Consider the following 12,115-nt stretch of genomic DNA (forward strand, 5'->3'; position numbering starts at 1 on the left):
ACCGGTGGGGTGGTGTCAGGACAGGCCGAAGTCCGTCTGTGTGGAGAGGATCTTTCCGAGCACGTTCGTGAAGTCCAAGAACCCGTTGCTGCGGTTTCTCGGCTTGCCGACCTTCGGGGTGATTCGCACTCGCTCGCCAGGCCGGTCGGTCACGGTGACACCGGTGACGATGTCGGACACCACGGCGCCGGACAGGTGCTCTTCGAACGTGACCCGGTCGCCGATGCGCCACCCGTGGCGGGTCTTGCCGTTCGGCGCGATCTGGTCGTCGCCCATGACCTTGCTGATGCCGTCGGCGATGGCGATCTCGATGGACTGCCCGCCGGCGGTCTCCACGAGGCGGCGTTCGGCGAGGGCCGAGGTGTCGAACGTGAACGCGCCCGCGCTCGAGGATGTGAACTCTTCGCGGGGCGCGAACGGGCCCATGCGCGCCAGCCGCTCCACGTCGGTGCGCTGCGTGTACGCGAACAGGGTGTCGGTGAGCTGGTCGGTGATGATGTTGCCGATGATCCCGCCGATGATGCCGCCCGCCGGGCCGGCCGCCGAACCCAGAGCGATGAGGATGCCCTGGACCGACGCGTCGACGCCGAGGTTCAACAGCTCGTTGACCCAGTCGTCGGACTTTCCGCCGACGGTCTGGGACGCCGCACCGGGCTTGCGACCGGTCAGGCGGAACTCCTGCACATCCCGCCCGTTCGTGCTGAAGCGGACGTGCGGGCGTTCACGCACGGGGCGCACCTGGATCAGCAGGCCGGGTACGGTCGGCTCCTGTACTCGCGGGCCCATCGGGTTGACGCGCAAGTTCAGGTTGCAGCGGGTGACCATCGCCTGCCGTTGGAACACACTGTTGTCGACCAGGGGGATCATCTTGCCGTCCGGGAACGGCTGACCCGGCCACCACATCTCGCACGACAGGAAGTAGTCGTGCTCGTCGAGGACGGGGCCCAGGAGCTCGGGCAAGGCGGTCATCTTCGCCGCCACGTCCACGATCGGGGACTTATCCACGTGCGGGGGAGGGGGCTGCATGATGTAGCACGGCAGGCCCTCCTGCCGGGCCAGGTTCTCCGCAAGGAAGTGCGTGGCGACCGTCCGCAAGCGGTTGATCTGATAGTCCCGCTTGCCCTGCATCGCCAGCGAGCTGCGCGTGTTCGGCCACGCGGGGATGTTCAGCATGTCCTTCGACTCGACCAGATTAAACATCACCGTCTCACGCCCGGGCTTACCGCCGGCTTCATAGTCGGCGATGGTGCCCGACCATGACCAGCCCGCCCCGTTGTGCGCGGTGATCGGCACGACGTCCTGCGACGCCTGCATCATCCTCGGCACCATCGGATGATCCGCCGGGTACGTCGAGTGACCCGTGCCGGCGACGAATGACCCCTCCTGGTTCAGCTCGAGGTCCATGTAGCCGGGGATCGGACGATAGGCGGTCATGTCGTTGGCCCACGCGGCGAGGTTCAGGGGGTTGGGGCCTGGGTCTACCATGCTGCCTCCGTCCGCGGGGTGTACTGGACCTCCACCCGGAAGTCACTGCCCGGGTTGACCGGCTTGATCGTCAGGGCGACGTTGTTGCCGCGGTGCACGCCGCGGGGCGGTAGCGGCTGCTTCCACCACGCGTCCGGGTGCTGGTCCTGGATATCGACCCCCGTGGTGTCCTGCAAGGATGGCCACACGGGGTCCGTGTCGATGAGATAGCCGGGATCCAGGGACTTCTGGCCGGGCAGGTGGATGTAGTCGTCCTCCACGCCGATGTCGACGCCATCGTGCTGGCCGGTGATCGCCCACTTCAGCCAGGCGGGCTGGTCGCCGACGTTGACGAGGCGGGCCGTGCGGCAGGTCTCGCGATTGAAAATTCGGGTCTCGTCGAACCGCTGCCAATACGACCGCTCGGAGACGAACTTCACGATCTCGCCGATTTCACCAGTCGCCCCCGGCAGCGACGCCGAGCCCATCCAGTCGACCTCCGCGACACTGTCGACCCGCACGTCGATCCACCAGTAACCAGACTCCTTCGACACGGCGTACAGGCGGGCTGCCTGCTTCCCGCGCCCCAGGGACTCCCGCCACAGGGCATGCTGGCGGCGCGCCCACGCCGAGGACCGGCGGTCCGCCACCCACAGTTGCAGGCTGATCTCTGCCTGCATGTCCGTCGTTCCGCGGTACATGCCGCCGTCGACGCCGACGACCTGTTGGAAGTCGTGCTCGAAGCTGGCCCCCTGCAGGCCTTGGGGGATGGTGGCTAGGCGCACTGGGGAGCCGGGGGCGCCGAACGCCCAGCGGGTCTTGCGGTCCGCTCCGATCAGGAAGAATCGGAGGAAGTCGCTCACTCCTGATTTCACGCGCACTCCTATGGCAGCATCCGGGATCTCATCGCCTTGTTTATCTGACGACTGGCGGTGTTCAGTTGGCCCTGCAGGTAACCCCTCGGGTCGTTGACTGTGACCGGGCCGTTGAACACCGCGCCGATCGCGCCGGAGACTTCCCGGCCGCCGGCAACCTTCGCGGCGTCCATGTTCAAGCCCATGCGGTCCAGGCTGGTGGTATCGCCGGTGGAGAACTGCAGCTTTCCGTCCATCAGCCCAGGCAGGCCCGAGCCGACGAGGTTCGCCATGCTCAGTACGTCGACGCCGAGCCGCTTGCCCGTTTCCGCCCACAGATCCAACGACCGGGCGCGCTTGTTCCGCGACAGCGGGATGTAGGCCTCTGGCCCGGCCTCCGCCCACAGAGTGGCCGAGCCTTCGTTGATCTGCGCGGACCGGGCGTTGCCGAGGATCCCGCCGTCAGCCATCGCGGTGATGCCCAACGCCTGCCCAGCGGACTGCGGTGCAGCCTTCTGCTTCTCCACCGCGACCTTCAACTGCTCATTCGTCTTGCGCAGCTCTTCGGTCTCGTCGCGCATGTCGATGAGCTTGTCGGACAGGTCAGCGACCTTATCGCGGGCATCATCCAGCTCCCACTGGGCCTGCTCCTTGTCCTCCGGCTCCGCCTCCGCCAGAGCCTTCTCCTTTTCGCCGACGTCCTTCGTCGCTTGCGCGAGGTCGCGTTCGGTGGCGGTGATGTTGCGGTCGTGGGCCCGCATCTCGCGCTCGTGGCGCCGCTGCTCGGTCTCCAGGTTCTCGCCCTCGAACGTGGTGCCCAGACCGAGGACGTTGCCCCAGGACACGACATCATCGGGCATGGGCTGCCCGGTCTGCAGCGAGTACGCCGCAGCCGCAGCCTCCAACACGCTGCCATCCTTCAGCAGCGGGCCCGCGCCGCCGTTGACAGACTTCGACACGTTCGACCCGCCGCCACCAGACGAACCGCCGGCGGACGAGGAGTAGGACGAGTACGAGCCACTGCCCGCGTCTCCGATGTCCCCGCCGTCAGGCTCCCCACCGTTACCGGGCAGGAACATCCAGTCAGTGAAACCCCGGCCGGCGAGCGGTCCGGCAGACTTGCCGATGGTGTAGCCGCCACCGGTGTTGCCGCCGGACTCGATGAACGTGCCATCGCCGAGCTGCATGGCGGTGTGCCCGCCGCCGGGCCCACCGTTGTACCAGCCCACCCGGATATCTCCGGGGCTGCCCTGCCCGGACTGGAAGCCCTTCGCTGCGAGCCAGTCGCCCATGTTGGCGGTGCCGCAGCGCGAATCGAAATCGTCGAGGCCCATGGCCCGGTTGACGCCGAGGGACACGGCGCCGGAACAGTCAACACCGGCGGGGGACCAGCCGCCGAAGATGTACGGGGTGCCATCCATGTAGGCGGTGCCGGACTTCACCTGGTCGGACACTCGGCCGCCATTCGCGTGCGCCTCCAGGTCTGCCAGCATCGCCGCGACGATCTGCGACGGCCGGCCGCCGTTGATCGCCGCCAACGTGCCGTCCCACCGCTCGCTGCTGTCGCCGTTGACGATCCACTCCCCAGCATCCACCCAGGAGGAGGGGACGCCGTTGCCGTCGACGCCGAGGATGCCGTCAGTCACCCCAGTGCCCGGGCCGCTGGTCGGCAGGCGGTAACCACCGTGCCGGGCGCCCGACGCGTTGCGCGGCAGGCGACCACCCGTGGCGTTGGCCGCTGCACGGCGAGCAGCCATCACATCCGCGACAGCAGAGCTCGCCGAACCATCTGCGGCAGCCTGGGACGCGGCGCCTGCTCCGCCGCTGTAGACGGCCTGGATTGTGTGGAGCGAGGACGTCCTGAGGTTGTTCAGCAGCAGGATCTTCTGCCGTACAGCCTCCGCATTGTCCGTGACAACCACGGTCCCGTCATCCAGGTTCGTCGTCGCAATGTTCAGATCCCCCAGCCGCTCGATGTTCTCATCCGAGGTGTCCGTGATCTCCACCCGGCCATCGGACAATGTCCGCGCCTCGATATCCACAACCCCCAGGTTGTGCACCACCGCATCAGCATTGTCCGCGACCATCAGATCCGCCGACAACTCCCGACCGTCGACCTCATCCATCTTCGCGTCGACGACTTCGATGTTGTCGTTGATCGTGAGCTCGCCCGTCTTCGGGTCGATAGAGAAGGCGTTGATGCCCTTCAGTCGCTCGAGCGTGTCCTGCGCGTCATCCTCGACGTGGATGCCGATCTCGTTGCCCTCGTCGTCGAACTCGCGGACGGCCATGCCCAGCTCCACAAGCTGGTCCTGCACCTCCGGGGCGGTGGACTCGATGTCAATGCGGCCGGTGTCGAAATAGGCGATCTCGCCGTCGATCTGCTGCAGCAGTTCCAGAATGCCGGCGCCGGAGGGCATGGACAGGGTCAGCACCCCGTCCTCGAACGTGTGGGCATCGTCGATCTCGTCGAGCTGGCTCCGCACCTTGTCGTAGTCGGCTTCGCTCATTTCGACGCTGATCTCGGTCGCGTCCTCCCCGAGCGTCATCGTGTGGTCAGACAGGAGCTTTGCAGCGTCCGACGCTTTCTCCGCTTCCTCCGCGAACTTGTTGATTCGTTCCGCGGCGGCATCCGCTTCGACCTGCGAGAAGTCCTCGCCGAGACCCCGCACCTCAGTGCGCAGGTCGCGGTACGCCTCCGTGGCTGACAACGCCTCGTTTCGCATGTCACGCTCGCCGCCGGAGATTCCGCCGCCTCGTTCGAGATCTCCCGCAGCTTGGGCGGCATTCCTGGCATCGTGGAAGTCAGACCCGTACGAACCGGTGCGCTCGTACTCGTCGATGGCCGCGGCGTAGTCCTCCGCCGAGAAACCCTGATTCATGTAGGCGTCACCGTAGTTCTGCCAGAACTTGCTGTCCTCAATCGCGCCCGCCCCGGAGCGCGTGATCGCCCCGCCGACCCGTGCGTCGAACTCCGCTTCCGCCTGCGAATCGCCGGTGGACGCCCGACCCATGAGGTCTTCCGACATACCGAGCTGCGTCCCCGTCTTGCGAACTCCCGCCTCTTCCAGCGCCTTGACCTGGAGCTCACGGGTCTGGGCAGTGATCGACCCCGTCGTTTCATCGAGGGAGTCCTTGAGTGCTCTCTGGGCCTGCTCGTGCGCCGCAGCCTCGGCAGCCGCATCCTGGTGCTGCTTGACAAGACCCATGATCGCCATGCTTGCGGCGCCGATGGCGAGGCCCCACGGGCCACCGAGCGCAGTCAGGAGACCAGATGCGCCGGACTTGGCAAGGGAGAACCCGGACGCGACGGTTCCCGACAGGGTGCCGCCGAGAGTCTGCATGCTGCCCTGCACGCGCCTTCCCACGCCGACGATGCCGCCCATCTCCCGGCCGGCATCACGCGACATCATCCCGGCCACGCGCATCCCATCACCAGCCTTGCGGTACGCCTCACCCATCCGGCCGACAACTGGCATACGCTGCTGCATCGTCAGCATCGCCGACGACACCACACCGATCTCCCGTCCCTGCGCCTGCAGCGAGGACTGCGTGCCCTTCACCGCCGTGCCCCACCCGCGGACCACGCCCGTGCCATTCGAAAGTGCCCCCGTCAGTCCCTTGTGCTTTGCGACAGCCGCGCCGATCAGCGCCACGTACGCGCCCATCGGGATCGACGTCATCACCGACCCGATCTTCTCGATCACAGGCCACACCGTCTCCGCCGTGCTCTTCAGCGTCGACATCGCGCCCTGCACCTGCGGGATCGCCCCCTGCGCGAAGTCGGAGAGCCCGGCGGTCAGCTTCTCCGCGAACGGACCCGCACTCTCGGTGAGGTCGTTGATCTTGTCCGTGATCCCCGCGATCACACCCGGTGCCGCCTCGAACGCCGGCTTCAGCAGTTCCGCGCCCAGACGCCCCGCCGCGGCGCCGACGTTGTCCATCGCGCCTTTCACCGTGTTTCCGGCGTCCTGCGCCGCCCCGCCGACAGAGTTCTTCATCGCCGACTCGAACGTGGCGAAGTCGACCTCACCCTCCGACACCATCTTCGAGACCTCTTCGGTGGTCTTCCCCGTCTCCTCCGCGAGCATCTGGAGGACGGGGATGCCGCCGGCCATGAGCTGCATCAGGTCATCGCCCTGCAGCTTCCCCTTCGCCGCCACGCTGCCGAAGATCAGGCCCATGTCGCCGATGTCGCGGCCGGCGATGGCGGCGGTGTCAGCCACCGTCGTCAGCACGCCGGTGAGCTCCTCGCCCGGCTCGATACCGGACGCGACCATCTGCGCGGCGAGAGACGCGGCGTCGCCGAAGCCATAGGCGGTGCCGGTGACGGAGTCCATGGCCGAGTCCATGATCTCGTCGATGGCCTCGGCTGAGTGGCCGAGGCCCTGCAGCTTCGCGTTGGCCTGGTCGATACTGTCGAGGCGGGAGAAGCCCTTCGTCAGGGCGACACCCAGCCCGCCGACGGCTGCGGTGCCGGCGGTGACCGCACCCCACTTCATGGCCTTGCCCGCAGTCTTCGCCGCGACCTCGCCGAGCTTGTCGACGAGGCCGCCGGCGGCGTTGCTGGCGTTGTCGAGCTCCTGGGCGGGCTGCGTGGACACCGACAGGTTATTGCCGGACTGCCCAGCCTTCTGCAGGTTCGAGTCCAACACTCCGGCCTCGGCGGCCGCGGTGGTGACGTCACCGGTGCCGGTCGGGGTGACGTCGGGCCCGTCCACGTTGTCGAGAGTCGTATCGAGGTCCTTGCCGGCGGACGACGCACTGTCGAGCTCGCTAGCGCCGGTGGGGGACACGTCGGGGCCCGAGACGTGGTCGAGGTTGTCGCCGAGGTCGGTGGCACTGGCCGCCGCACTGTCGAGTTGGTCGGCGCCGGTCGGCGCGACGTCGGGGGACTTCGCCCCGGCGTCGTCGAGGTTCTGGCCGAGACCGTCGGCAGACGTCGCAGCCTTGTCGAGGTCCGCAGTGCCCGTCGGCTTCACATCGACCTTGGCCTTGTCCGCGCCCTTCTCCGCGGCCTCGAGGTCCTTGGTGGCTTTCGCCGCGGCGTCCACGTCAGACTTGCCCGTGGGTGCGACGTTGACGGTGGTCTTGTCCGCCTGCTTCTGCGACTCGTTGAGCTTGTCGGTGGAGTCCGCTGCCTTGTCGACCTCGGCGGCGCCCTTGGGCTTGATGTCCAGGGACACCTTCGATGCGTCGTCGGCGGCCTTCTTCAGGTCGAGAAGGTCGGTCTTTGCTGCGGCGATCTTCGACTTGAACTGTTCGTCTTTGATGTCGAGGGTGGCGAAGAGGTGTCCGAGGTCTGTGGACATGTCAGCTCCTGGTGTGGGTGGTGATGCCGAGGGCGGTGCGGAGTCGGCTGGGCTGGTCGATGAGGTCGTTGATGCGGACCCGGAGCCAACGCCAGGTTCGCCGGTGCAGGATGTCGGACTCGCAGTCGACGTTGAAGACGGTGTGGAGGTCGGCTTCTACGGAGGCCCAGTGGTCGAGGATCGTGTCCCATCCGACCTTCTGGGGCTCGGGGTCGGGTGTGGTGTCGGTGGCGTCGGAGTTGCCGTACCAGTCACGGATCCCGGTTTCGGGGTCGTAGGGCCCGCCGCCGGGGTCGTCGTCTCCGTAGGCGCCGGGGCGGGGGTCGTACTCGCCGTACGGCCCGTCGATCAGGAAGGGGTTTCGGTCCCCGTCGTCTTCGGCATCGACGCCGGCGTAGGCGCTTCCGGAGTCTGGATCTCCGCCGCTGCCGTCGCCTCCGGGATCAGCGGCTCGCCCTCTTTTCCCAGGCGGTTCTCCCACCAGTACTCGCCGAACTCGGCTCCGACGCCGAAGTGGGCGAGGGCGGTGTTGCCGACGTGGATGATCTCGTGCAGGGACAGACCCAACTCGTTGAGTTCGTCCCACTTGCCGCCGGACATGGTGTCCGACTCTTCGTCGTAGTCGGCGTGGAAGATGGCGGCGATCATGCGCATCTCGTCCTGCGGGGTGGACTCGCCGGCGTACATGTGCCGCTTGATGCGCAGGCCCTCGTCGGCGGTGGGGGACTCGATGGTGACGTCCTGGCCGGCGATGGGGAGGTGGAGTCGGGGGTCGTGGAATTCGCGCAGGTCGCGCACGGTGGAAGCCTTTCGGGTAGTGGTGCGGCCCCGCACCTGATGGTTACGGGGCCGTGGTTGTGGCGGGCCCGCTCAGCCCAAGCGCAGGGGTAGCGGGCCGCCTATTTTCCCTCAGCCCCGCCGCCGGTGCCGGGGGTCTCGTCCTCGTCCCACGGGATGGACTCGCCGGTGGCGTTCTCCACCGGCTTGATGCGGTCCGGCTTGCCACGGGACTGCAGCGTGAAGGAAAACTCGTCGAGGGCGTCGTTCGCGCCGGCGGTCTCCGTGTACTCGACGGAGAAGCGGCCCTCGTAGGCGTCGTCGACGCCGTCGGTGCGCCAGCAGCGGGCGCGCAGGGTATTCGCCAGGCCCATCTGGCGGCCGACCTCGCGGACGTACTCCTGGCCCGGGTCCTGCCGGAAGTTCCCGGATGCGGACTTGCCCTTGCGCTTGCCCTGGCCCTCAAACGTTGCGGTCAGGGTGGTGGCGATCTGCGAGGTGTAGCCCTCGGAGTCGATGTCGGAGTCGTCCTGCATGCCCGGGGTGAAGCTGGGGGCGAACTGGGCCAGGCCGCGGACGAACGTCCAGTCGGGGTTCTCCGAGTCGTCGGAGATGTCGACCTGGAGGGCCCAGTCGCGTGCGAGGGTGGACTGCAGGTCGTTGGAAGAGGGAGCCTTTGCTACCACTGTGTTCCTCCTGGGTTGGTGGTGAAGGTGTAGGAATCCGCCCGCGTGATGCGGCCGTTTTCGTCACGTTCCTCCGGTGCCCGGAGGTGACGTCGTGACAGTAGGACGTGGGTGCCGGTGTCAGGGGCGAGCTGGTAGTTCGACCGGTCGTGCAGCACGGAGAATGCGCGGTCGGCGGTGCGGTTGCATACGCCGCCGGGCAGGGGGTTGCGGTCGCCGCGGACACGGATCTGCACCCGAATGTCTGGGCTGGCGTCGTCGCGGTCGCGGTCGTCGGAGTACACGATCAGGCCGACGCCGGTGGCCGCGCTGTCGGGGATGGTGCCGATGTAGATGCCGTGGGCGCCTTTGGGGTACTTGCCGTCGGGCCGATAGTCGGCGACACCCTCGTCGGCGAGATACTGCGCCAGGTCCGTGACCAGGTCGGCGTACGGGTTCACAGGCCCCCCTTGAGCTGTTGGGCGATGATGGCGCGCAGCTTGGAGCGCTCACTGGTCATCGCGGATTCGAGGTACTTGGCCTGCCCGTCCTTGTGCTGGTAGCCGAGTTCCTCGTGCTGTTTCATGGCGTAGCGGGTGCGGAACCACACCTGCACCGCCTTGCCCTCGGACGGTTCGACGGCGGCGGAGTTACGCAGGTTCCCGGTCTCCACCGGGGCCCGGTTCACGGATACGGTGCGGAGGTGTTCGCCGGCGAGACGCACACCCCGCTGCGCGGCAGTGTTGATCTTATTGGCGATCTGGTCGCCGTTCCACTGCAGTTCGCTCACAGAATCGCCGCCTTCAGGGTGAGCTTCTGGTGGTCGGGGGTGGGGTTCCCAGCTCCGTGCAGCAGGGCGATCTGGTCGACCTCCCACCGGCCGTTGAACGGCTCCGGGAGTTCTACATGGTCGCCCTCGACGACGCGGACCGGCTGCCCGTCCTCGTCAAGCACCGGCTTGCCCTCCGCATCGGAGATAACCAGCGGCAGCCGCACCGTTGTGTCCGTGATCCGCTCCTGACCCGACACGCTGACCACCGTGCGGGTGACCTGACGGACATACCCAAACACCGGGATGCGGGTACCCAACGGCTCCCCATACGGGGATTCCCCCGCACCCGAGATCAGGGTGCAGGGGTGCCGAAACCACAGGTCCGCCAGATCATCTACCGTTGCCACGGGTGCCCCCCGATCAGGCCAGCGAGCCGCAGGATGTCATACGACTCCTCGCACAGCGTGTTGGCCACGCGGGTGCGCTCCGAGGTCTCAGTCGCCCGGTCGTACTCGAAATTGGCGCCGTCCATGCTGGTCTTCGACACCCGCGCTTCCGTCTCCGGAGCCGTCGGGTCGATGTCGGCGTCATCCCACACCTGCACCTGCGCGCACACCGCGTCTCGCATCGCCTCCGCCTGGTCATCATCCGCCGGCAGGCCAGCGGGTGTGACTGCGTATCGGGCCATGCGGGTGGCGACCCCGACCATGGCGGACGCCCGGCGGACCAACCGCTCCCAGTTCTCCGGGGCAGGCTCGCCCGACCAGGCCTCCACCGCGTCGCGGTTCGCGTAGATCAGCATCGCCTACTCGCCGCCACCCGCAGCCTCGAGGGCGGCAATGCGGGCCAGAGCCTCATCAAGGTCCGCCTGCGTAGCGAGACCGGACACATCGGGAACCGAGACTGCATCCACCGCATCGGCGATAGCCTTGTCCACGTATCCCTTGTGAGTGGCGTTGCCGTCGCTTTCCGGGTCGCCCACGTTGGTCCGGCCGCCGGGGCCGCGCTGCATGATCGTGGACGCGGTAGCCGCCGCGGTGTACAAAAGCGACGTCGGCTCGCCCGACGGGCCATTGTTGTAGACCCTGTTGTTGCCGGAGACCCGGTCGAGCTTGCCGTCGACAGCGGCGTTGACCGCGTCGGTGGTGGCCTTCTCGTCCAGCTCTCGGGACAGGGCGGTGACAGACTCGGCGTCAGCCTTGCCGGAGTCCAGTGCTTCGAAGTTCGCGTCGATGGTCGCGCACGCGGCCTCGTCCCAGGTGTCGCCGGTCTTCTTGTTCAGTGGTGTGGTCACCATGGTGGTTCCTCCCTCAGAGGATTCGGACAGCCACCCGCGGGCATCCAGCTCGGAGAGCAGGAGCGGTGCGATGACCTGCTCGCGGGTGTCCGTAGAGAAGTGAATGTTATCGCTGGTCAAGCTGGGTGGCATGGACTTGCCGTCGAGTGCGGCCTGGTCGTCCTCGGTGGGCTCGATGCCCATGATGGTGAGGCCGTTGTCGCGGATGTGCTCCCATGCGTTGACGAAGTGGTTGGGGAACGCGGCGGCGAGCTGGTCGCGTGCCTGGGTCGCCCGAAGGTGACCGTTCGATCCCTCGTATTCGCCGGAGTAGACCGTCGGGCCGAGGACCAGATAGCGAGGCTCGTCGACGAATGTCTTGAGTCGGTCGACCTGGGCCTGCGCGGCCAGTACGGTTCCGACGGGGGCGCCGGCGCCGTTGTAGGCGCGATCATTGCCACCAGCCCAGATGATGTGCAGGTACTCGCCGTACTCGGGATGGTCGATTACGTCCTCGGCGACGAACTCGGCGCCCGCCTGTACCGCTACCGTCTCGGCAGGGGCGTTGTCGGCGGTGAATGTGCCGGTCGGTGCGCCCTTCGAGCTGCCGGACGCGGCGATCTTGAACACCCCGCGGATGCCGCCCAGCTCACCCGGTATCCCCGGGGTGCGCTGGTTGCACGGCACGATGGACGCCTGGAAGCCGACGTCGACCGGGTCGGTGCCCGTGATGGTCACCGACTCGGTCAGGGTGAGAACCACTCCGCCCTGGCGCACGCCTACGGTGCCGGACGACTGGCCGCTGTTGCCGCGGTTGATCGCCCGGACAATGCGCCCCTCGGACAGCTCCACGAGGCGATTGCCCCACGCGAACTGGGCAGTCTGCGAGTCGCCGTAAGCCACGATGATGTCAGAGCGGGAAGTGGTCACAAGACCTCCTGGTCGGGGGGGGGAGGGGATCAGGCGGGGTTGACTACCCCAGGCGGAGGGGCAGT

The 12,115-nt window shown here is 67.4% G+C and carries 10 protein-coding genes; all 10 read right to left on the reverse strand.

Features of this window, described 5'->3' with window-relative positions; genetic code table 11:
- Positions 1 to 15 precede the first annotated feature (15 nt).
- Positions 16 to 1,485, reverse strand: coding sequence for a Gp37-like protein (locus tag ACT3S3_RS03450; protein ID WP_444626225.1), 1,470 nt, complete (start codon positions 1,483 to 1,485; stop codon positions 16 to 18).
- The gene (locus ACT3S3_RS03455; RefSeq protein WP_444626227.1) at positions 1,479 to 2,339 is read right to left on the reverse strand and encodes a hypothetical protein; all 861 of its coding nucleotides are present in this window, start codon (positions 2,337 to 2,339) and stop codon (positions 1,479 to 1,481) included. Before ACT3S3_RS03455 ends, ACT3S3_RS03450 begins: the two co-directional genes overlap by 7 nt.
- An 8-nt stretch (positions 2,340 to 2,347) precedes the next feature.
- Complete coding sequence (locus ACT3S3_RS03460; protein WP_444626229.1) at positions 2,348 to 7,630, reverse strand: tape measure protein; 5,283 nt, start codon at positions 7,628 to 7,630, stop codon at positions 2,348 to 2,350.
- 348 nt (positions 7,631 to 7,978) lie between these two features.
- Positions 7,979 to 8,428, reverse strand: a complete 450-nt coding sequence (locus ACT3S3_RS03465; RefSeq protein ID WP_444626231.1) for a DUF7426 family protein — start codon at positions 8,426 to 8,428, stop codon at positions 7,979 to 7,981.
- 101 nt (positions 8,429 to 8,529) lie between these two features.
- The gene (locus ACT3S3_RS03470) at positions 8,530 to 9,093 is read right to left on the reverse strand and encodes a phage tail tube protein (protein ID WP_441582627.1); all 564 of its coding nucleotides are present in this window, start codon (positions 9,091 to 9,093) and stop codon (positions 8,530 to 8,532) included.
- A complete protein-coding gene (locus tag ACT3S3_RS03475) occupies positions 9,087 to 9,533 on the reverse strand; it encodes a phage tail terminator protein (RefSeq protein ID WP_441582628.1) in 447 nt (148 codons plus the stop codon). Before ACT3S3_RS03475 ends, ACT3S3_RS03470 begins: the two co-directional genes overlap by 7 nt.
- On the reverse strand, positions 9,530 to 9,862 hold the full coding sequence (locus ACT3S3_RS03480) for a hypothetical protein (protein ID WP_444626234.1): 333 nt from the start codon (positions 9,860 to 9,862) through the stop codon (positions 9,530 to 9,532). Before ACT3S3_RS03480 ends, ACT3S3_RS03475 begins: the two co-directional genes overlap by 4 nt.
- The gene (locus tag ACT3S3_RS03485; protein ID WP_441582630.1) at positions 9,859 to 10,143 is read right to left on the reverse strand and encodes a hypothetical protein; all 285 of its coding nucleotides are present in this window, start codon (positions 10,141 to 10,143) and stop codon (positions 9,859 to 9,861) included. The genes ACT3S3_RS03480 and ACT3S3_RS03485 overlap by 4 nt, the downstream gene beginning before the upstream one ends.
- Before the next feature lie 95 nt (positions 10,144 to 10,238).
- Positions 10,239 to 10,646 carry a hypothetical protein gene (locus tag ACT3S3_RS03490; protein WP_441582631.1) on the reverse strand — a complete coding sequence of 136 codons (408 nt, stop codon included), beginning with the start codon at positions 10,644 to 10,646 and terminating at the stop codon, positions 10,239 to 10,241.
- Between the two features lie 3 nt (positions 10,647 to 10,649).
- Positions 10,650 to 12,050, reverse strand: coding sequence for a hypothetical protein (locus tag ACT3S3_RS03495; RefSeq protein ID WP_444626237.1), 1,401 nt, complete (start codon positions 12,048 to 12,050; stop codon positions 10,650 to 10,652).
- Positions 12,051 to 12,115: the final 65 nt, after the last annotated feature.

The sequence above is a fragment of the Corynebacterium sp. AOP40-4SA-5 genome, assembly GCF_052377355.1.
In the GTDB taxonomy this organism is placed as follows: domain Bacteria; phylum Actinomycetota; class Actinomycetes; order Mycobacteriales; family Mycobacteriaceae; genus Corynebacterium.

What these genes read in the sequence shown, in the direction of transcription:
- ACT3S3_RS03460 (WP_444626229.1), bottom strand. Translation starts at nt 7,630, where the DNA reads ATGTCCACAGACCTCGGACACCTCTTCGCCACCCTCGACATCAAAGAC.
- ACT3S3_RS03490 (WP_441582631.1), bottom strand. Translation starts at nt 10,646, where the DNA reads ATGCTGATCTACGCGAACCGCGACGCGGTGGAGGCCTGGTCGGGCGAG.
- ACT3S3_RS03450 (WP_444626225.1), bottom strand. Translation starts at nt 1,485, where the DNA reads ATGGTAGACCCAGGCCCCAACCCCCTGAACCTCGCCGCGTGGGCCAAC.